This is a genomic window from Burkholderia latens (assembly GCF_001718795.1).
GTDB classification, from domain to species: Bacteria; Pseudomonadota; Gammaproteobacteria; order Burkholderiales; family Burkholderiaceae; genus Burkholderia; species Burkholderia latens_A.
On record NZ_CP013438.1, the window covers coordinates 720,746 to 741,989 of the forward strand.

General features: G+C 66.4%; 19 protein-coding genes and 1 pseudogene. 18 read left to right on the plus strand and 2 right to left on the minus strand.

Annotated features, from left to right (window positions below; genetic code table 11):
• The first annotated feature begins 36 nt into the window (after positions 1–36).
• The 14 genes and pseudogenes from sctN to WK25_RS22630 all read left to right on the plus strand — a co-directional run bounded on the left by sctN (position 37) and on the right by WK25_RS22630 (position 13,272).
• Positions 37–1,337 (plus strand): annotated as a pseudogene (sctN, locus tag WK25_RS22565) (type III secretion system ATPase SctN).
• Between the two features lie 15 nt (positions 1,338–1,352).
• The gene (locus WK25_RS22570; RefSeq protein WP_059546541.1) at positions 1,353–1,838 is read left to right on the plus strand and encodes a type III secretion system protein; all 486 of its coding nucleotides are present in this window, start codon (positions 1,353–1,355) and stop codon (positions 1,836–1,838) included.
• Between the two features lie 51 nt (positions 1,839–1,889).
• On the plus strand, positions 1,890–2,696 hold the full coding sequence (sctT, locus tag WK25_RS22575) for a type III secretion system export apparatus subunit SctT (RefSeq protein WP_069242783.1): 807 nt from the start codon (positions 1,890–1,892) through the stop codon (positions 2,694–2,696).
• Positions 2,697–2,771: 75 nt separating this feature from the next.
• A complete protein-coding gene (locus WK25_RS22580) occupies positions 2,772–3,161 on the plus strand; it encodes an HrpB1 family type III secretion system apparatus protein (protein WP_069242784.1) in 390 nt (129 codons plus the stop codon).
• Positions 3,162–3,869: 708 nt separating this feature from the next.
• Positions 3,870–5,120, plus strand: a complete 1,251-nt coding sequence (locus WK25_RS22585; RefSeq protein ID WP_069242785.1) for an MFS transporter — start codon at positions 3,870–3,872, stop codon at positions 5,118–5,120.
• A gap of 121 nt (positions 5,121–5,241) precedes the next feature.
• Positions 5,242–6,171 carry a LysR family transcriptional regulator gene (locus WK25_RS22590; RefSeq protein WP_069242786.1) on the plus strand — a complete coding sequence of 310 codons (930 nt, stop codon included), beginning with the start codon at positions 5,242–5,244 and terminating at the stop codon, positions 6,169–6,171.
• Between the two features lie 114 nt (positions 6,172–6,285).
• Positions 6,286–6,780, plus strand: a complete 495-nt coding sequence (locus WK25_RS22595; RefSeq protein WP_069242787.1) for a hydroxyquinol 1,2-dioxygenase — start codon at positions 6,286–6,288, stop codon at positions 6,778–6,780.
• 42 nt (positions 6,781–6,822) lie between these two features.
• Positions 6,823–7,842 (plus strand): hydroxyquinol 1,2-dioxygenase, encoded by a 1,020-nt coding sequence (locus tag WK25_RS22600; protein WP_040139504.1) that lies wholly within the window; start codon positions 6,823–6,825, stop codon positions 7,840–7,842.
• Positions 7,843–7,874: 32 nt separating this feature from the next.
• Positions 7,875–9,341, plus strand: coding sequence for an aldehyde dehydrogenase family protein (locus tag WK25_RS22605; protein ID WP_069242788.1), 1,467 nt, complete (start codon positions 7,875–7,877; stop codon positions 9,339–9,341).
• A gap of 7 nt (positions 9,342–9,348) precedes the next feature.
• Positions 9,349–10,416 carry a maleylacetate reductase gene (locus tag WK25_RS22610; protein ID WP_069242789.1) on the plus strand — a complete coding sequence of 356 codons (1,068 nt, stop codon included), beginning with the start codon at positions 9,349–9,351 and terminating at the stop codon, positions 10,414–10,416.
• Between the two features lie 25 nt (positions 10,417–10,441).
• Positions 10,442–11,314, plus strand: coding sequence for an intradiol ring-cleavage dioxygenase (locus tag WK25_RS22615; protein WP_069243500.1), 873 nt, complete (start codon positions 10,442–10,444; stop codon positions 11,312–11,314).
• A 5-nt stretch (positions 11,315–11,319) separates the two neighbouring features.
• Positions 11,320–11,631: a YciI family protein gene (locus tag WK25_RS22620; protein ID WP_040139507.1), complete on the plus strand. Its 312-nt coding sequence runs from the start codon at positions 11,320–11,322 to the stop codon at positions 11,629–11,631.
• A 2-nt stretch (positions 11,632–11,633) separates the two neighbouring features.
• The gene (locus WK25_RS22625) at positions 11,634–11,969 is read left to right on the plus strand and encodes a Rieske (2Fe-2S) protein (RefSeq protein WP_069242790.1); all 336 of its coding nucleotides are present in this window, start codon (positions 11,634–11,636) and stop codon (positions 11,967–11,969) included.
• Positions 11,970–12,183: 214 nt separating this feature from the next.
• A complete protein-coding gene (locus WK25_RS22630; protein ID WP_040139509.1) occupies positions 12,184–13,272 on the plus strand; it encodes a porin in 1,089 nt (362 codons plus the stop codon).
• A 36-nt stretch (positions 13,273–13,308) separates the two neighbouring features.
• Here the strand turns inward: WK25_RS22630 and WK25_RS22635 are convergent, their stop codons facing one another.
• Complete coding sequence (locus WK25_RS22635; RefSeq protein WP_040139510.1) at positions 13,309–14,130, minus strand: IclR family transcriptional regulator; 822 nt, start codon at positions 14,128–14,130, stop codon at positions 13,309–13,311.
• A 173-nt stretch (positions 14,131–14,303) separates the two neighbouring features.
• Here WK25_RS22635 and WK25_RS22640 point away from each other — a divergent pair, with 173 nt between their 5' ends.
• From WK25_RS22640 to WK25_RS22655, 4 genes are all read left to right on the plus strand, one after another.
• Positions 14,304–15,290 (plus strand): hydroxymethylglutaryl-CoA lyase, encoded by a 987-nt coding sequence (locus tag WK25_RS22640; RefSeq protein ID WP_059546549.1) that lies wholly within the window; start codon positions 14,304–14,306, stop codon positions 15,288–15,290.
• Positions 15,287–16,600 (plus strand): CaiB/BaiF CoA transferase family protein, encoded by a 1,314-nt coding sequence (locus WK25_RS22645; protein WP_069242791.1) that lies wholly within the window; start codon positions 15,287–15,289, stop codon positions 16,598–16,600. The genes WK25_RS22640 and WK25_RS22645 overlap by 4 nt, the downstream gene beginning before the upstream one ends.
• Before the next feature lie 82 nt (positions 16,601–16,682).
• The gene (locus WK25_RS22650; RefSeq protein ID WP_040139513.1) at positions 16,683–17,990 is read left to right on the plus strand and encodes an MFS transporter; all 1,308 of its coding nucleotides are present in this window, start codon (positions 16,683–16,685) and stop codon (positions 17,988–17,990) included.
• A gap of 1 nt (position 17,991) precedes the next feature.
• Positions 17,992–19,116 carry an amidohydrolase family protein gene (locus WK25_RS22655; RefSeq protein ID WP_069242792.1) on the plus strand — a complete coding sequence of 375 codons (1,125 nt, stop codon included), beginning with the start codon at positions 17,992–17,994 and terminating at the stop codon, positions 19,114–19,116.
• Positions 19,117–19,240: 124 nt separating this feature from the next.
• On the opposite strand, the gene WK25_RS22660 is transcribed toward WK25_RS22655, so the two are convergent.
• The gene (locus WK25_RS22660; RefSeq protein ID WP_069242793.1) at positions 19,241–21,043 is read right to left on the minus strand and encodes a RecQ family ATP-dependent DNA helicase; all 1,803 of its coding nucleotides are present in this window, start codon (positions 21,041–21,043) and stop codon (positions 19,241–19,243) included.
• Positions 21,044–21,244: the final 201 nt, after the last annotated feature.

Here is a 21,244-nt window from a genome sequence, read left to right on the forward strand (position 1 = left end):
GCGCAGCCACGGGCCGTACGCGACTTCTCGGCGCTGATGGATGCGATGGAGCGCGAACTGCGCGCTCGCGCACAACCCGCGGCATGCGGCAAGGTGCAGGAAGTGATCGGCACGCTCGTACGCGTGTCGGGGCTCGACGCGACACTCGGCGAACTGTGCGAGCTGCGCTCGCCCGACGGCGCCTTGCTGCAGCGTGCCGAGGTAGTCGGCTTCTCGCGCGACGTCGCGCTGCTCTCGCCGTTCGGCCGGCTCGGCAGCGTGTCGCGCGCGACACGCGTGGTGGGACTGCGGCGTCCGCTTTCGCTGCGCATCGGCCCGCGCCTGCTCGGCCGCGTGATCGACAGCCTGGGCGAGCCGATCGACGGCAAGGGGCCGCTCGAATGCGACGAGTGGCAGCCCGTCATCGCCGATCCGCCCGATCCGATGTCACGGCCCGTCGTCGATACCCGATGCCGACGGGCGTGCGCGTCGTCGACGGCATGATGACGCTGGCCGAGGGCCAGCGCATGGGCATCTTTGCGCCGGCAGGCGTCGGCAAGAGTACGTTGATGGGCATGTTCGCGCGCGGCGCGCGCTGCGACGTCAACGTGATCGCGTTGATCGGCGAGCGCGGTCGCGAAGTGCGCGAATTCTGCGAGCACATTCTCGGGCCCGAGGGAATGGCCCGCTCGGTCGTCGTCTGCGCGACATCGGACCGCTCGTCGATCGAGCGTGCGAAGGCCGCTTATGCGGCAACGGCGGTGGCCGAATACTTCCGCGACCGCGGCCAGCGTGTGCTGCTGATGATGGATTCGCTGACGCGCTTTGCGCGCGCGCAGCGCGAAATCGGCCTGGCGATGGGCGAGCCGCCGACGCGGCGCGGTTTTCCACCGTCGATTTTCGCGGAGCTGCCGCGGCTGCTGGAGCGCGCGGGCCGCTCGGAGCTCGGCTCGATCACCGCTCTTTATACCGTGCTGGCCGAGGATGAATCGGGCGGCGACCCGATTGCCGAGGAAGTACGGGGCATTCTCGACGGGCACATGATTCTGTCGCGCGAGATCGCGGCACAGAACCGCTATCCGGCGATCGACGTGCTCGGCAGTCTTTCGCGCGTGATGACGCAGGTGGTGCCGCGCGAGCACGTGGCGGCGGCGGGACACATACGGCGGCTGATGGCCAAGCACAAGGAGGTCGAACTGCTGCTGCAGGTGGGCGAGTATCAGAGCGGCACCGATGCGCTCGCCGACGAAGCCATTGCGAAGATCGACGCGATTCGGGCTTTCCTCGGCCAGCCGACCGATCTGCTCGTCGACCCGAACGACACGCTCGCGGCTCTCGGCGAGATCGTGCAGTCGTGATGCCGGAGGCGAGCGATGAAAGACCGCCGTGTCGCCGCATTCGAGCGCGTCCTCTCGCGTCGCCGCCAGCTCGATCGCAAGCTCAATGCGACGCTCGGCGGTTTGCGCGGCGAGCTGCAGGCGCTGATCGACGCGTTGGAGGAAAGCCGCGCGGCGGTGCGCGCGCATGCGGCCGGGCTCGCCGCGCACGACGGCAAGATCGACGCGCTGCTGGGCGGCGTTTCCTTCCGTGCGGACGAGTATCTGAAACTGCGCGAATTCCGCTCGCATGCGGCCGAGCAGCACGCGATGCTGGAGGCTCGCGCGGCGCAGGCGGGGCAGGCGTTGGCGGCGAAGGAGGCGCAGATCGGTGCGCTGCGCACGGAGATCGTGCGCAACCGTGCCCGCATCGACATCTACGGCAAGCGGCGCGACACGCTGGTCAAGGCGATCGAGCTCGCGATCGAGGACGCGCAGGACGAGGAAACATCGGAGAGCCGCCGGCCAGGCCCGGCGTTTTGAAGCGGCGGGCGCGCTCGCAAGCCGGCATCCATTTAACGACAGGCGACTGAAATGAGCGAGATTACATTCGCATCGATCGAATCGAGCCATCAACTGGTCAGGTTTCTGATCGTGCTTGGCCTTTGCAGCGAGCGATTGATGGTCCTGATGATGATTTTTCCGCCGACGTCCGACAACGTCGTGCAAGGCCGCGTGCGCACCGCGCTCGCGCTTCTGTGGGGCAGCTTCATCGCCTACGGGCAGCGCGGCCTGCTCGAGCAGGGGGATGCGACGATGCTCGTGGGCATCGGGTTGAAGGAGGCGCTGATCGGCGTCGGCCTTGGCTTCGCTGCATCGACGGTGTTCTGGGCCGCCGAAAGCGTCGGCACGTACGTCGACGATCTGACCGGTTTCAACCAACTGCAGATGCAGAACCCGAGCCAGGGGCAGCAGACGTCGCTGACGTCCACGCTCCTGAGCCAGTTCGCGATCGCGGCGTTCTGGTGTCTCGGCGGCATGACGTTTCTGCTCGGCGCGATCTACGAGTCGTATACCTGGTGGCCGCTCGCGAACCTCATGCCGGCCGGCGGATCGGTGCTCGAATCGTTCGTGCTGTCGAAGACCGACTCGCTGATGGAAACGGTGGCGAAGCTGGCCACGCCGATGATGCTGCTGCTGTTGCTGGTCGATATCGGCTTCGGCTTTACCGGGAAGGTGTCGCAAAAGCTCGATCTGCCGTCGTTGGCGCAACCGGTGAAAGGCGCGCTCACGATTCTGATGCTCGCCCTGATGGCGGCGATTTTCATCGATCAGGTCCGCGATCAGCTGTCGCTCGTGGGCATTGCGGCCGAGGCGAGGGCGCTCGCGGGCGGCAAGTGAAACGCGCGGCATGCGCGAGCGAGCGCAAGTACGCGTTCGCCGTTGGCGATTGGCTGAAACAGCCTGGAGAAGAACATGATCGAGACGTTGACCGACAACGCGATCGTTACGGGGATGATGGACGTGCTGTGGGCCGGTGCGGCGCTGGATACGTTTTCGGACGTTCAGGACCTGCTCGATGCAATGGCGGTGCTGCGTCCCGGGAACGGCGAAATGCGCGAGGTGCTGGCGTGGTGGCATGTGCGTGCACGCGCCTGGGGCGAGGCGCTGAGCGATCTGCGCCGGGTGGAACGCGATGGCATGCTGTCGTCGCGCGGCATGGCGCTCGCGGCTGTATGTCTGTACGCGTTGGGCGATGCATCGTGGCGCACCTATGCGTACGCGGCGGCGTATCAATCCGACGACCCGATGGCGACGCGCACAGCACAGGCGCTGCTCGCAGCGCCCGCGATCGGGCGCGGATAGCGGCCGGCGGCTGCGCCAAGCGGAGCCCGCCGCCCCGTTTCTGTCGTCGGTACGGCCAGTGCCGCGAGCTGCGGCCGATATTGGATTGTCATCGCGTCCAATATCGGCGGGATGGTGGGCAGGAGGCTTTCTGCGATTGCGGCAGGCTTGCGTGGCGGATTCGTGCGAGCGATGAGCAGCGTCTGCTGACTTCCGCCAACGCATAATCTCCTCCCCATGACGCACGAGTGTCGGCGGCGGCGCACCTGCGCAGTTGGCGCGTGATGCGACGGTGAGAATCCCGCAGGTCGAACGCCCGCCGACGCGTGTCCCGCACGCAGATGGCGCGACCTCGCGAACAAATCGAGTGGGCGAAAGCGATCCGGGTGAGTCGCCGAGCGTGCCGATGTCTATCAGGGATTCCCCGGCCAGCTGGCAATTTGCGCTGTTTCGTCTCCCCGCGCGCCCGCACCGCGCTTCTGCGCCTATCTTCCGGCACGCCGCCCCGATTATTTGCATTTCGCGAATGGCGCGTTCGCCGGTTGTTCCATACCCGATCCGCGTCGGCGCACCTATCGTTCGGGCGTCGGCTGATTGAATTCGACGCCTGCAACCGCAAGGCGGCCGCCGATTCCTCGCGACTCGCGTCGCATTCGCACACCAAAGACAACGGATCCGGTTCATGCACGGGCGCTGCGGCACGCGCCGGCCGGCTCCACGGAGACAGACATGAAAGCAAACGAGTGGGATACCGCGTACGAGTGGAAGGCGGTCACGCTTCTGGCGCTCGGTTTCGGGCTGGTCGGCCTCGACCGCTGGCTGATCGCGCCGCTGTTCCCGTCGATCATGAAGGACCTCAACCTGACTGCGCAGGACGTCGGAAACTGCATCGGCGTGCTCGGCCTGTCGTGGGGCGTCTTCGCCGCGCTGATGGGCGGCATCTCCGACAAGTTCGGCCGCCGCAAGGTGCTGATTCCCGCGATCGTCGCGTTCTCGCTGCTGTCGGGCTTTTCGGGGCTCGCGGGCGGGCTGCTCGGCCTGATCGCGATTCGCGGCCTGATGGGCGTCGCCGAAGGCTCGTTCTGCCCGACCAGCTTCGCGGCGACCGCAGACGCGTCGCATCCGAGGCGACGCGGCCTCAACCTCGGGTTGCAGCAAAGCGGCTTCGCGCTGTTCGGGCTCGCGCTGTCGCCGATCATCGCAACGCAACTGCTCGCGTTCGTGTCGTGGCGCTGGGTGTTCGCGCTGGTCGCGGTGCCCGGCCTGATCCTCGGCGCAATCATGTTTTTCGTGATCCGCGAGCCGAAACGCGCGCAGGACGCCGTGTCGGAACATGCGCCGGCTTCGCTCGGCCATGTGCTCAAGAGCCGCAACATTCTCGTCGCGATGGCCGCATTGTGTTGCGCGATGACGGGCGTGTTCGTGCTCGGCGCGCTGCTGCCGCTGTACCTGACGGACTACCTGGCGCTCGGCACGCAGAAGATGGGGCTCGTCGTGTCGGCAATCGGCTTCGGCGGCTTTCTGGGGCAGTTCGGGCTGCCTGGACTGTCGGACCTGGTCGGCCGCCGCGTCGCGAGCATCGTCGGCTTTGCGGGCACGGCCGTGATGCTGTACATCTTCCGTGGCCTCGGCCCGCAACCCGTCGAGCTGTTCATGGTGCTGTTCGTCGCGTCGTTCTTCACGCTCGGGCTCGTGTCGTTGCTGTCGGGGCCGGTCGCAACCGAGGCCGCGCCCGTTGGCCTCGTGTCGACGTCGATCGGCGTCGTGGTCGGCTGCGGCGAGATTTTCGGCGGCGGCATCGCGCCGGCGATGGGCGGCTATGTGGCGGCGCACTTCGGGATCCAGAACATCCTGTGGCTGCCGATGTGCGCGGTGCTGCTCGGCATCGTGGTCAGCATGCTGCTGCGCGAGACGGCGCCGGCCGTGTTGCAGCGCCGCGTGCGCGTTCGGGCGGAACTGACGGCCGGCAAGCAGCCGTAACGCGGCGCAAGCGCGTCGCGCGATTGACACCCTTGCGGTGACAGAGTGACGCCTTTCGCATGACCCAACCGGCCGGCGGCTGCGGTTAGACTGCGGGTTTCGCTTCCAGCAAGGGCGCGGTATGGACCGGTTTCTGAGCATCGAGGCATTCGTCAGGGTCGCCGAGGCCAGCAGTTTCGCGGAAGCGGCCCGACAGCTCGGGGTCACGAGTTCGGTCGTGACGAACCGCATCCAGCAGCTGGAGAAATTCGTCAACGCGCCGCTATTCCATCGCAGCACGCGCCACGTCCGGTTGTCCGAGGTTGGCGAGACCTTTTACCGGGAATGCGCGGAGGTGGTCGGGCGGGTGAACGAGCTCACCGACCAGATGCGCGAGCTACGCGCGACACCGACCGGGCGATTGCGCATCCAGATGCTGCCCGGCTTCGCGCTCGATCATTTCGGTGTGCCGCTCGCCGAATTCAATCGCCGCTACCCGGGCATCCAGCTAGACATCATCGTCAATGACCGTGTCGTGGACCCTGTCGAAGAAGGGTTCGACATCGCGTTCCAGATCTTCCCGCCGATTTCCGAGTCGCTGATCGAGCGGCGCCTGTTCGTCGTGCGGCGCCTGTTCTGCGCGTCGCCCGCGTACGTCGCGGCGCATGGTGCGCCACAACATCCGCGCGAATTGCTGCAGCACACCACGGCGCTTTATTCAGGTTATCCGTCACGCAATCGCTGGACGCTGACGCGCGGCGACGAAGTCGTCGAAATGGAGTTGCCCGGCATGATCCGCTCGAACTCCGTGCATTTGCTGCGCGAGTATGCGCTGACGGGCGGCGGCGTTGTATGTCTGCCGACGCTGGTCGCGAGCGACGCGCTCGTCGCGGGCCGCCTGGTGCCGATTCTCACCGACTTCAAGATCGCGCCGCTGAGCTTCGCGGCCGTTTATCCCGCAACGCAGCGACAGGCGTTGAAGGTCAAGGCGCTGGTCGAGTTCCTTGCCGAATACATCGGCGACGAATCGCCGTGGGACCGGCCGCTTCTGGAGCGCGGCTGGGTCCGCTGAGGGCGGCGATTATTCGCGAAACGCAAATGCCGTAGTCGCGGTCCGTTGCCTTGTTGACCGGCGCGGTCGCCCCTAAAGTTGAATCCGACAAGCGGTTCAACTCAGGAGACAGCAATGACCGACACGGCCTTTCATACCGTCTTCGGTTCGCTCGACTGCTACACGCGGGGCGACATCGAAATCACCAGCGGCAGCGCGAAGCACTACGCGTTCTCGAACGTCTTCGACATCGCATCGAAGTCGGCCCCCTACGAGAAAGTCGTCGCCGGCAAAAACCTCGAATACGTGATCGAAGTGCTGCGCACCGACGGCGAGTCGCCGTGGTTCGCGTGCGCGCACGACGAGTTCGCGATCCAGATGGACGGCGAAGTCCGCATCGAATTCATCAAGCTCGACAACCCGCCGGCCGCCGGCCGCGGCACCGTGAGCGCTGGCTCCCACCCGGCGGGCCGCGAGATGGGTTACGTCGTGCTGCGCACCGGGCATCAGGCACTGCTGCCGGCCGGCTGCGCGTATCGCTTCATCGCGAGCAGGCCTGGCGTCGTGCTGGTGCAGACCGTCCTTAGCGAACTGTCGGTGGAGAAGTGGGCCGACATCTGCGTGCACTGATCCGTTCGATCGAAACCATTCAAATATTTCCGGAGACACGTTATGGCCACCCTCGAGACCGTCGATCTTTCTGCAGGCTTCGCTGCCGATCTGGTGCAGGCTACGGAAGCCGATGCCGTCACCGGTTACCGCCGCTTCCAGCTCGGCGAATTCGCGTTCCAGCGCGACGAGTACTTCGTGACGATCAGCTGGCCCGCGAAAGGCCGGACCCGCACGCACGCGATACCTGCGGATGCGTTCCTGCGCGCAATGATGCGTGACGTCGCATGGGGCTTCTTCTACGGCTGGGTGAATTTCGATCACGTGTTCGGCACGCGCAATCACTACGGCAAGGTCGACGTCTATGCGGGAACGTTCAACGGCATCCTGAAGGAGGCTGGCGTCGACTACACCGAGACGTTCGACACGCCGACGATCATGGCGACCTTCAAGGCGATGCTGCACGACTGGACGAACGAAGGCTTCGATCCGTTCGCGGCGCCGGAAGAGACGGGCACCGCATTCGGCCGCAAGCATGGCGAAAACGGTTCTGCGATCGAACGCACGCGCATCGCGACGCGCCGCATGCCGGGCCTCGAAGGCGATTCGCCGCTGCGCGACGCGCTGCCGGTCAATCGCGCGTTTCTCGACGTCGATCAGGAAGAGCCTGAAGTGCACGTGAACCCCGGCTTCGAAGGCGAACTGCACGCGTTCAACCTGTTCAAGTACCTGTCCCGCTCCGACGTAACGTGGAATCCGTCCGTTACGTCGGTTTGCGGGCGCAGCCTGTTCTGCCCGACGACCGAGGAATTCATTCTGCCGGTGTTCCATGGCAATGACCGCGTTGAGTGGTTCCTGCAACTGTCCGACGAAATCGTGTGGGACATCGGCGACAAGAACACCGGCGCACCGCGCGCGCGGATCACGATGCGCGCGGGCGACATCTGCGCGATGCCCGCCGACATCCGGCATCAAGGCTACTCGACGAAACGCTCGATGCTGCTGGTATGGGAAAACGCGACGCCGGACCTGCCGCAGCGATACGAGAGCGGCGAGCTTGCGCCGTATCCGATCGAGTTCTAAGCCACGCTCGCGCGAAAAATCGAGGACGATTCATGCAAACCCAACTCTTCATCGACGGGCGCTTTGTCGACGCCGTCGACCGCGGCACGATCGACGTGCTCAACCCGCACGACGGCTCGCTGATCGCGCAGATCGCCGCCGCCACCGCCGCCGACGTGGACCTCGCTGTCGATGCGGCGACCCGCGCGTTTTCGAAATGGTCGGCGCTGCCGGCGGCCGATCGCGGCCGGCTGCTGTTGCGTCTCGCCGATGCGATCGAAGCCAATGCCGAGGAACTCGCACAACTCGAATCGCTGGACACCGGCCATCCGATCCGCGATTCGCGCGCGCTCGACGTGCCGCGCACGGCCGGCTGCTTCCGCTACTTCGGCGGGATGGCCGACAAGCTGCAAGGCTCGGTGATACCGGTCGAAACCGGCTTCCTCAACTATGTGCAGCGTGCGCCGATCGGCGTCGTCGGCCAGATCGTGCCGTGGAATTTTCCGCTGATGTTTACCAGCTGGAAGATGGGCCCGGCCCTCGCCGCCGGCAACACGGTCGTGCTGAAACCGTCGGAGATCACGCCGCTGTCGACGCTGCGGATCGTCGAGCTGATGGCCGAGGTCGGATTCCCTGAGGGCGTCGTCAATATCGTTCCCGGCTATGGACACACCGCCGGCCAGCGGCTTGCCGAACACCCGGGTGTGGGCAAGATCGCGTTTACCGGTTCGACCGCGACGGGCCGCCGGATCGTCGATGCGTCGCAAGGCAATCTGAAGCGCGTGCAGCTGGAACTCGGCGGCAAGGGCGCGAACATCGTGTTCGACGATGCGAATCTCGATGCGGCCATCAACGGCGCCGCATGGGCGATCTTCCACAACCAGGGGCAGGCCTGCATCGCGGGTTCGCGTCTCGTATTGCACGAACGTATCGCGGATGAATTCCTCGAGCGCTTCGTGTCGCTCGCTGCGTCGATCCGCGTCGGCAATCCGCTGGACCCGGACACCGAGATGGGGCCGCTCACGTCGAAACAGCATCTCGAGCGCGTGCTGTCGTTCGTCGACGTCGCGCGCGAGCAGGGCGGCCGCGTGCTCGCCGGCGGCAGCGCACCGCAGGATTCCGCGCTCGCGAACGGCTACTACGTGCGCCCGACCGTCATCGAAGCGAAGAGCGCGGCCGACCGCATCGCACAGGAGGAAGTGTTCGGGCCGTTCGTCACCGTGCTGCGCTTCGGCAGCGACGACGAGGCGCTGTCCATCGCCAACGCGACCGAATACGGGCTCGGCAGCGGCTTGTGGACCAGGGATCTGTCCCGCGCGCACCGGATGGCGTCGCAAATCGACGCGGGCATGTGCTGGATCAACTGCTACAAGCGCGTGAACCCGGGCAGCCCGTTCGGCGGCATTGGCAAGTCGGGCTACGGCCGCGAGATGGGGTTCGAGGCGATGCACGACTATACGGAAGCGCGCTCGGTGTGGGTCAATGTCGACGGCAACGTGCCGCCGCACTTCAAGCGCTGAGGCCGCAATGGAGCGCTTCGTCTACCAGGGAACGCCTTCGCGCGTCGTGTTCGAATGGGGTGCGCTCGAACGGCTGCCCGACGAACTGAGCGCGCTCGGTGCGCAGCGTGCGTTGATCCTGTCGACGCCGGAGCAGCAACCGCTCGCGGCGCGCCTCAGCGACGTGCTCGGCGAACGTGCGGCCGGCGTGTGTGCGCAGGCCGTGATGCACGTGCCGGTCGAAGTCGCACGTGCGGCGCGCGAGATGGCGGCCGACCTGGATGCGGACTGCTGCATCGCGATCGGCGGCGGCTCGACGATCGGGCTTGGCAAGGCGATCGCGCTCGAATCGTCGCTGCCGATCGTCGCCGTGCCGACCACGTACGCGGGCTCGGAGATGACGCCGATCTATGGGCTCACGGAAGGCCGGCTTAAGCGCACCGGGCGCGACGCCCGCGTGCTGCCGCGCACGGTGCTGTACGACCCCTCGCTGACGCTGTCGCTGCCGCCGGCCATCTCGGCCGCGTCCGGCGTCAATGCGATCGCGCACGCGGTCGAGGCGCTCTATGCGCAAGATGCGAACCCGGTGATCAGCCTGATGGCGGAGGAATCGATCCGGGCCCTCGGCGAAGCATTGCCTGCGATCGTGCGCACGCCCGACGATCGCGAGATGCGCAGCCGCGCGCTTTATGGCGCATGGCTTGCCGGCACGTGCCTCGGCGCCGTCGGCATGGCGTTGCATCACAAGCTGTGCCATACGCTCGGCGGCACGTTCAACTTGCCGCATGCGCAGACGCACGCCGCGATGTTGCCGCATACCGCGCACTACAACCATGCGGCGGCGCCCGATGCGCTGCAACGTGTTGCGCGGGCGCTGGGCGGTAGCGACGCGGCAGAAGCCGGCCGACTGTTGTTCGCGCTGAACCGGCAGCTTGGCTTGCAGGCGGCGCTTGCCGACCTCGGGATGCCGGAAGCGGGCCTCGACGAAGCCGCCGACCTCGCATGCCGGAATCCGTATGCGAACCCGCGGCCGATCGAACGCGCGCCGATTCGCGCATTGCTTCAGCGCGCGTGGGAAGGGCGCGAGCCGCAGTGAGCGGCCTGCATTGAAGGAGACGAACGTGACGAATGATCAGGATGACGGCGATACGCGGCTGACCGAGCAGGTCGTCGCGAGCTTCGACGGTACGCCGAACCCGCGCTTGCGCGTGCTGATGCAAAGCCTCGTGCGGCACCTGCATGCGTTCGTTCGCGAGACGGAGCTGACCGAAGCCGAATGGATGGCCGCGATTCGCTTCCTGACCGAAACCGGGCAGATGTGCGACGACGTCGTGCGCCAGGAGTTCATTCTGCTGTCGGACACGCTCGGCGTGTCGATGCTGGTCGATGCGATCAACCATCGATTTGCGACCGGCGCGACGGAAACGACGGTGTTCGGCCCGTTCTACATCGAAGGGATGCCCGACCGCGCGTATGGCGAGAACATGGCGTTCACGCCAGGCACGCCGGCGCTCGTGCATGGCCGCGTGCTGACGACCGACGGTGCGCCGGTGCCGGGCGCCGTGCTCGACGTCTGGCAGACCGCCGACAACGGCATGTATTCCGGACAGGACAGCGCGCAACCGCACGGCAACCTGCGCGGCCGTTACCGGACGGATGCCGACGGACGTTACGCGATCACGACGATTCTGCCGGTCAGCTATCCGATCCCGAGCGACGGCCCCGTCGGGAAGATGCTCGACGCGACCGGACGGCACCCGTGGCGGCCCGCGCATCTGCATTTCATGATCGACGCGCCGGGCCATCGGACGCTCGTCACGCATCTGTTTGACGAGGCGGACGAATACCTGGAATCGGATGCGGTGTTCGGCGTGAAGCCGTCGCTGATGGTTGCATACCGTCCGCGCGAGGCCGGCGATGAGCTGGCGCGCCGGTTCGGACTCAGCGGCGCGTACCGCGAAGCGACGTACGACTTCGTGCTCGACCGGAGTTGACCGACATGGCCCGATTCTTTGCGGTGCTCGCGACGGACCAGCCGGGGATGCACGACGTGCGCGACCGCGTGCGTTCCACCCATCGCAGCTATCTGCGCTCGGCGGCTCAGCATGGCGTGTATGTACGGCTCGGCGGCCCGACGCTCGATCCGCACGGCGATGCGATGAACGGCACGCTGCTCGTGATCGAGGCGGACGACATCGATGCGGTGATGCGGTTCGTTGGCAACGATCCCTATGTGAAGGAAGGGCTGTTCTCGCGGGTCGAGGTGCGTCCGTGGGACTGGAGCCTCGGTAATCCCGAGCGGAGAGCGTGAGCATGGGCGCGGCGCGACTCTGCCGCTTCTCCGATGTGCCCGACGGTGGGGCGCGGGTCGTCGACGAAGCGTGCATCGGCCGGCCGGTGATCGTCGTGCGGCGCGGGGAGCAGGTGTGGGCGTATGTGAACCGCTGCCCGCACTTTTCCGTACCGCTCGATTTCGAGCCGGGCAACGTTTCGTGCTATCGGTCGCAGGTGCTGATGTGCGCGCATCACAGCGCACTGTTCCGGTTCGACGATGGCGTGTGTATCGACGGGCCCTGTTCGGATGCAGGGCTTGAAGCTGTGGCGGTCGAAGTCGATTCGGCCGCGTGGGTGATTTGCCGACGCGCCTGAATCGGTCGCCCGGGTAGCGCGGCGAGCTGGGTGAAACGGGAAATCGGCGTGATCTTCTCGGCTTCCATGAATCAGTATTGCGAAATAAATTTTGATGTTCCGCGCTGAATCGGACCTGATCGGGGCTGGAGAGCGTGTTGTTTCAACGAGTATCGGGCGATTCCCCTTTAAGCAGCGGACGCTCGCTCAAATTTCCAAAAAAGACGGAGACACAATGAAACTCGGGTTTGGCGTATTCGCGATGCTCGCCATCGCGCCGGGCGCGTATGCGCAAAGCAGCGTGACCCTGTTCGGTCTGATCGACAGCGGTGTTTCGTATGTCAGCAACGAGGGTGGCGGGAAGAACGTCAAGTTCGACGACGGCATCTTTACGCCAAACCTGTTCGGTCTTCGCGGCACCGAAGATCTCGGCGGCGGATATCGCGCGACGTTCGCGCTCGTGAACCAGTTCTCGATGGCGAACGGCAGCATCGTCGGCGCAGGCATCTTCGCGCGTAACGCGTACGTGGGCATCGAGAGCGACCGGTTCGGCAGCGTCCGGCTCGGGAATCAGTACGACTTCATGGTCGATTCGCTGTTCGCGAAGGGCAACGCGATTTCGATGGACATCACGGGGCTGTACGGGTTCAGGAACGGGCCGTTTCAGCGGCTTGCGCTGCCGAACAATCCGACCGGCGCGTTCGACTGGGATCGCACGGCGGGCAGCAAGCCGGTGGCCAATTCCGTCAAATACAGTTCGCCGACGATTGGCGGGTTTTCCGGCGGCGTCATGTATGCGTTCGGCGGCGTGGCCGGATCGGTCGGTGCGAACAATGCCGTCAGTGCCGGATTGAACTACGAAGTCGGCGCACTCGGCATCGGCGCGGCCTATACGAACGAGAAGTACGGCACGGCGCCCGGGACGCCGGCGACCAGCGTGCGCAACTGGGGCGTCGGGATGCACTACGACTTTGGCGCGGTGACCGCGAAGGCGTTGCTGACCACCGTCCACAACTCATTCAACGATGCCGGCGTGTGGATGGCCGAAGCGGGCGGGGTCTGGCGCATTCGCCCGGACGTGTTTCTGGGCGCCAAGTATATGTACATGAAGGGCAATGAAGCCGTAAACGACAATCACGCGCATCAGGTCAGCGTCGCGCTGCAGTACCTGTTGTCGAAGCGGACGATGGTGTATGTGTCCGCCGACTATCAACGCGCGAACAGCGGCGCGAATGCGCAGATCAACGGCGTGCTCGATCCGAACGGCGCGTCCAGTTCGGCAAGCCAGGCCGTTGCACGAATCGGTGTGCATACGATGTTCTGATGCGGCGGCAACGGGCATGCCGCCCCGCGCGCACGACTATGCGGCGTCGTCCGCCGCCGAAGCGAATCGCGCGAGACTGTCGCGCACGGCCGGCGCGTCGTAGCGGGCGCCTGCGCCGCCGAGCGCGACGGTCGCCTTCTGCGCGAGCGGCAACAACAGCGCAAGCGCCGCGGCCATCGCCGGCACCGCGGCAAGCCGCGATTTCGGACCGGATACCGTCAGCGCGCCGACGCAATCGCCTGCCGCGCCGAACACCGGCACCGACGCCGATGCGGTTTCCGGGTCGCGTTCACCGTACGACGCGGCCCACAACCGTTCGCGCACGTCGTCCCACCGCGCATCGTGCGGGTCGGTGAATGCGAGCAGCACTTTCCCGGACGCGCCCTGGTGAACCGGAAATTCCTCGCCGACCCGGATCGACACCCGCACCGTGCGCGTCGGTTCGACGCGATACAGCACCGAGCGCATATCGCCGTGGCGCACATAGAACGATGCCGTCTCGCCGAGTTCGCGGCTCAGCGTCTCGAGCAACGGTTCGACGACCGGGCCGACGCGAAACGAGCGCTGGTACAGCGCGGCGAGCCGCAACGGCTCATGCCCGACCGCGTACTGGCCGTCGTCGAGTTTGCGCATGAACCCGCCGTGCTCCAGCGCGGCGAGCAGCCGCAGGATCGTGCTCTTGTAGAGCCCGGTGCGGCGCGACAGCTCCGCGAGCGACAGCCGGTCGTCGGTTTGCCCGAATGCACGCAGGATCGCGAACGCGCGATCGAGGACGGCGACGCCGCTCGAGGCTTCGGTCGACGAATCGGCCACTTCGTCGGTGTGATCGGCGGGAGTCGAGGGCGAAGGCGAAGGCACGGCAGGCAGTTCCTTGGGTTGACGATCGCCTGACTATATCGTTCTGCCTGACAGAACACAAGTTCCAAAAATTGCGATTTCACGGGTATACCCCGCTTCCGAGTGCCCTTCTGCGCCCCTAAAGTTCTATCAAACAGAATGACGTTCTTTCAGATGGAACAGTGAGGCGCCCAATGCGTATTTCCGAAAGTCCGAAGGTGCTGGTCAGCGAAGTCGGGCCGCGCGACGGCCTGCAGAGCATCAAGGCCGTCATGCCGACGGCCGACAAACTGCAATGGATCTCGGCGCTTGCCGCGGCCGGGCTGCGCGAGATCGAGGTCGGGTCGTTCGTGCCCGCGCGACTGCTGCCGCAGATGGCGGACGTGCGGGAAGTCGTCGCTCATGCGCTGGGGATTCCCGGGTTGCACGTCGCCGCACTCGCGCCGAACCTGCGGGGCGCCGAAAGTGCGTTCGACGCAGGCGTGCACAAGCTGACGTTGCCCGTATCGGTGACCGACGCGCACTCGCTCGCGAATATCCGCAAGACCCCCGCGCAGATGATCGACGAGGTGCGCGCGATCGTCGCGCTGCGCGATGCGAGGTTTCCGTCGGTGCAGATCGAGGCGGGCGTGTCGGTGGCGTTCGGCTGCACGCTCGCCGGCGCGGTGTCGGACGACGAGACGATCGCGATGGCCGTCGCGATGGCCGAATGCGGCGTCGACGAGATCGGCCTGTCCGATACCAGCGGCTACGCGAACCCGGTGCAGGTGCGCCGGCTGTTCACGCGGCTGCGGCGCGAGGTGGGCGACAAGGCCGGCGGCGCGCACTTCCACAACACGCGCGGGCAGGGGCTCGCCAACGTGGTCGCCGCACTCGACGCCGGCGTGACGACGATCGACGCGAGCCAGGCCGGCCTGGGCGGCTGCCCGTATGCGCCTGGCGCGACCGGCAACATCGTGACCGAGGATCTCGTGTTCCTGCTGGAGGCGATGGGATACGACACGGGCATCGACGTCGACGCGTTGCTCGCCGCGCGCGCGATCCTGCATGCGGCGTTGCCGGCCGAGGCGCTGTACGGCCACGTGGCGGACGCCGGGTTGCCGAAGGGTTTCCGTTATGCGGACGGCCGCGCGCCGGCCGCGGTCCAGCCGGAAGGCTGCGTAGCAGGAGTCGTGCAATGAACGATCGTCAACCGGCTTCGCCGCTGCCATACGAAGGCGTGCGTGTAATCGAGATGACCCACATGGTGATGGGCCCAACCTGCGGGATGCTGCTCGCGGATCTGGGCGCCGAAGTCATCAAGATCGAACCGATCGCTGGCGACAGCACGCGCGCGCTGCGCGGGTCCGGCGCGGGCTTCTTCGGGATGTTCAACCGCAACAAGAAGAGCGTGGCGGTCGACGTGAAGGATCCGCGCGGGCTCCAGATCGTGCGGCGGCTCGTTGCGACGGCCGACGTGTTCAGCGAGAACTTCAAGAGCGGCACGATGGAGCGGCTCGGCCTCGGTTATCCGGCGCTGTCGTCGATGAATCCGCGTCTGGTGTACGTATCGCACAAGGGCTTTCTGCCGGGACCGTACGAACATCGCACCGCACTCGACGAAGTCGTGCAGATGATGGGCGGCCTCGCGTATATGACCGGCCCGGAAGGCCGGCCGCTGCGGGCTGGGGCGAGCGTCAACGACATCATGGGCGGAATGTTCGGCGCGATCGGCGCGATGGCCGCGCTCGCGCAGCGCGAACGCACCGGCCAGGGTCAGCAGGTGCAGAGTGCGCTGTTCGAGAACAACGTGTTCCTCGTCGCGCAGCACATGATGCAGTTCGCGGTGACGGGGCAGGCCGCGTCGCCGATGCCGAGCCGGATCTCCGCATGGGCCGTGTACGACGTGTTTTCGGTGAAGGACGGCGAACAGATCTTCGTCGCAGTCGTGTCGGACACGCAGTGGGCGCTGTTCTGCGATGCATTCGGCTTCACCGCGTTGAAGGACGATGCACGTCTTGCCACCAACAACCTGCGCGTGCAGGCGCGCGAGTGGCTGCTGCCCGAGTTGCGCGCACGGCTCGCCGCGCATTCGGCCGACGAGATCGGCGCGATCTTCGAATCGATCGGGCTGCCGTATGCGCCGATCACGAAGCCGCAGGACTTGTTCGACGATCCGCATCTGCTCGCAACGGGCGGCCTCGAAGCCGTGACGCTGCCGGCCGACGCGAGCAGCGCCGGCCGGCCCGTCGACACGCGCACCGCGCTGCTGCCGCTCACGCTCGCCGGCGAGCGCCTGCGGCTGCGCTCGGCGCCGCCCGCGCTCGGTCAGGACACCTGCGCGCTGTTGGGCGAACTCGGCTATACGCGGGACGACGCATGGGCGCTGATCGAAGCCGGCGTCGTCGCGGGGCCGTGCGAGCGCGGTGCGGACGGCCGGCCGCCGGAGCGGCCGGGCGTGCGAGGCGAGCCGGTTGACCGGCCGTCGCCGAACGAAGTGGCGAGCGCATAGCGCCGCTGCGATCCACCGAACGAACAACGCATCCCGGCCGCGCGTCCGCGCGGGCGCGGAATGCGCATCCACGGAGACAACCATGACATCCGCTTCCCCGGCGCTTGCCGCCGATCGCGAGACCGACGCGTCGATCGAGCAACGGGCCGTGCGCAAGGCCGCATGGCGCTTCATTCCACTGCTCGCGCTCGCGTATTTCTTCAACTATCTCGACCGCACGAGCGTCGGATTCGCGGCGCTGACGATGAATCGCGATCTCGGCTTGACCGCCACGCAGTTCGGCTGGGGCGCGGGGATCATGTTCGCCGGCTATTGCGTGTTCGAAGTGCCGAGCAATCTCGCGTTGTACCGCTTCGGCGCGCGGCGCTGGCTCGCGCGGATCATGATCACATGGGGCTTGATGGCGGCGGCGACCGCGCTCGCGACGGGACCGACCAGTTTCTACGCGATCCGGATGCTGCTCGGCATCGGCGAGGCAGGGTTTTTTCCGGGCGTGATCTTTTTCCTCGCGGTGTGGTTTCCGGCCAGTTACCGCACGCGCGTGCTCGCGTGGTTCACCGTGTCGACGCCGCTGTCGTCGCTGATCGGCGGGCCGCTGTCGACGTGGCTGCTGCAGCTCGACGGCGTGCTCGGGCTCGCGGGATGGAAGTGGATGTTCATCGTCGAAGGGTTGCCCGCATGCGCGCTCGGCTTTCTCGTACTGAAGCTGCTGTCCGATTCGCCGGCAACGGCTGCGTGGCTGTCGGGTGACGAGCGCGCCGCGCTGCAGCGCGCGTTCGAGCGCGAAGGTGCCGCGGCCGGCCGCAAGAAGCGCTTCGGCGTCGCCCTGCGCGACGTGCGCGTGTACGTGCTCGCGCTGATCTCGTTCGGCTTCACGATGGGGTCGTACGGCATCGGCATCTGGCTGCCGCAGATGCTGAAGGCGCACGGGATGTCGACGATGCAGACCGGCTGGCTGTCGGCGGTGCCGTACTTCTTCGCCACTGTCGCGCTGCTGTGGTGGGCGAAGCGGGTGGATCGGCGCGGCGGCCCGATTGCGAACCTCGCGATCGGCCTGGCCATCGGCGCGGTGGCGCTCGGCGTGTCGACGCATTTCCTGACGCTCGGCCCTGCGCTCGCCGGCATCACGCTCGCGCTGATCGGCACGATTGCCGGACGCACGATCTTCTATACGCTGCCGTCGCGTTTCCTGTCCGGCCAGGCGGCGGCCGGGGGGCTCGCACTGATCAATTCGATCGGCGCGCTCGGCGGATTCGCGGGACCGTATCTGGTCGGTTACCTGAAGGACAGCTTCGGCACCTTCACGGCCGGGATGCTCGGCCTCGCGATCGTGCTGGCGCTCACGACGCTGCTGACGCTGTCGCTGTACGCATTCGACCGGAGTGAATGACATGACGCTTTCGCTCAAACGGCGCCGCCTGCTCGGCGCGGCCGCCGCATCGCTCGCGCTGCCTGCATGGGCCGACACGCGCACACCGGCTGAAAACGGAGCTTCCCGCATGACGACGCAAAGCAACTATCTCGCGGTGCGCAACGACTGGCTGGCCTCGGCGCTCGAACCTGCGCTCGAACCTACGCTGCCGATCGTCGACGCGCATCACCACTTCTACGAGCGGCCGGGATGGATCTACATGCTCGACGACTATCTGCAGGATGCGCGGTCCGGCCACAACATCCAGGCATCCGTGTACATGCAGGCGTTGACGCGCTATCGGGAGGCGGGGCCGGTCGAACTGAAACCGGTCGGTGAGACGGCTTACGTCGCCGGCGTAACCGAGCCGCTGCAGCGCAGCAGTCCGGCCGTCGCGAAAGGCATCGTCGGGCATGCGGACCTGCGGCTCGGACAGCGCGTGCGCGATGTGCTCGAAGCGCATATCGACGCCGGTCGTGGCCGCTTCCGCGGCGTTCGACACCTGACGACGTGGGACGCCGATCCATCGCTCGCCAACCCGTTGTCGGCGGTGCCGCGCGGGTTGTTGCTCGATCCCGCGTACCGGGCCGGCGTTGCCCAGCTCGCGCCGCTCGGGTTGTCGTACGATGCGTGGCTGTTCTTTCCGCAATTGCCCGAGCTGTTCGATCTGGCGAAGGCGAATCCCGATACGCGGATCGTCGTCAATCACTGCGGCGGCGTGGTTCGGATCGCGAGCTATGCGGACAAGCGCCCGGAAGTCTTCGAACAATGGTCGACGTCGATGCGCGAACTGGCGCGGCTGCCGAACGTATTCGTGAAGGTCGGCGGTCTCGGCATGCGGATCAACGGCTTCGATTTCGAGAAGGGCGCGCGCCCGCCGTCGTCAGAAGAGCTCGCTGCAGCGTGGAAGCCGTGGATGCTCACGTGCATCGAGGCGTTCGGTCCCGAGCGCTGCATGTTCGAGAGCAATTTCCCGGTCGACAAGGGCTCGTATTCGTTCGTGAACGGCTGGAATGCGTTCAAGCGGCTGACGGCGCACGCCAGCCCGGACGAGCGCGACGCGTTGTTCCGCAGGACCGTCACGCACGTTTATCGGCTCGGTTGAACGCGTATCGCGGCGGGGCGCGACGCGGGCGCGGGCGGGCGCTCGCGTCTTTTGCCGTCGCTAAGTCGTCGGGCCGGTTCAACCATCGTCGTCCGGATTGACGTTGCGGCGATCGCAACGTGCACTATGCATCGCGATTTCGCGGCTCGCCATCGCGCACGTGTCGCACGCGATCCGCGATGAAGGTGCGCACGTTTCCGTCGGGAAACAGGATCGCGACCTGCTCGTCGGTCGACATGACGACTTCGCCCACACCGAAACGCGCGACACGCGCCTTTTCTCCACGGATCCATCCGCGCTTTCGCTCGGCAAGCTGTCCGGTACGGCGGCGCGCGATCGCCGCGGGCGAATGCACGTCGGGCAGCGGCTCGACATGCGGCGGATGGAGGCAGTTGTCGCACGTGCCGCAGCGCTCCATCTTCGTGTCTTCTTCGTAGTACTCGAGCATCAGCCGCCAGCGGCAGCGCGCGCTTTGCGCGTAATCGATCATCTGCTGCAATGCGTCGCGGTCCCGCTCGCGCATCCGCACGAACTGCTGAGCGGCAGCCGGAACCGCTGCGCGCAATGGCGCGTGCGCCGCGCCCTTGCGCAACCGGTAGCAATGCCGACGATCGCGCTGAACGATACGTGCGTCGATCAACATCGCGAGCGCCACATCGAGCTTGCCGGACGGAACATCCGTCAGCCGTTCCGCCAGCGCTTTCGCGGGCACGGCAGTGCCGCCGGGTACAGCGGACGGCGGTGCGGGTTCGCACTGCGCGTCGCCGCCTGACGCTGCCGCAATGGCGTCGAACACCTGCAACGCCAGTTCGGCGTCGGGATACTTTCCTGCAAGGAAGAACTGCTGAATGCGGCGATCGTTGAGATCGAACAGCAGCACGCAATCGGCATTTTCTCCATCGCGCCCCGCGCGCCCCGTTTCCTGGTAATACGCGTCCAGATTGCCGGGGATCTGGTAGTGAATGACGAAGCGCACGTCCGGCTTGTCGATGCCCATGCCGAACGCGTTCGTGGCGACGATCAGGCGCGCGTCGCCGTTCATGAAGCGGTCCTGCTCGTCGCGGCGTTCCCGGGCCGCCAGCCGTCCGTGGTAGCGGGCGACGCTTTCTCCGCTCGCCGCCAGCCACGCCCATACGCGTTGAACCTCGCGCACGGTCGCGACATAGACGATGCCCGGGCCTTGCAGTTCGCTGGTCAGATCGAGCAGCCGCCGTTGCTTGAGTTCGAGCGCGCGTGCGGCTTCGCGGCGTCCGTGTCCGGCGCCCGTATGAATCACGCGGTAGCGCAAGTTGGGCCGGTACGTACCCGTGCGCACGATCGCGGGGTCGCGCAGCCGCAATGCGTGCACGATGTCTTCGACGACTTCCGGCGTCGCGGTGGCGGTGAGCGCAAGGACCGGCGGGCCGCCCATCGTCTCTACCGCGTGCGCGATATCGAGAAATGCCGGCCGGAAATCGTGCCCCCACTTCGACACGCAGTGCGCTTCGTCCACGACGACGAGTTCCACGCGCGGCTGCGTGCGACCGGCGAGGACGTCGACGAACGCGGGCTGCGCGAGGCGTTCCGGCGTCACGAACACGATGCGCGGGCGGCCGTCGCGCAACGCTTGCAATGCCGATCGCTCGTCCTGACGCCCGAGCGTGCTATTCAGCAACACGCAGTCGATGCCGAGCGCCTGCAGCTTGTCGGCTTGATCCTTCATCAAAGAAATCAGCGGCGACACGACGAGCGTCATGCCGTTCAGATGCAGGGCCGGCAACTGGTAGCACAGCGACTTGCCCGCCCCGGAAGGCATCGTCGCAAGCGTGTCGCGCCGTGCCAATACGCTGCGGATGATGTCCTCTTGTCCGTCGCGCAGGCGCGCGATCCCGAAGCGCTCGCGCATCGTCCGGCGCAGATCGCGCAGTCGCTGGTCCACCGTCGCCATCCGAATCCCCCGGTCGTGATATCGGGGAGCGACGAGCAATGCGTGTGCCGGGCGGCCAAGGTGTCGCCGTCGGCAACCGGTTGCGACGTTGCGGCTCAACCTGGAAGCTGCATCACCGTCGGCCGGTAGCGAATCGGGTCCGTCATGCGTCGTGGCCGGATGGCCGACGATGGAAGGCCCGCATCACGCGGGCCCTCGGTC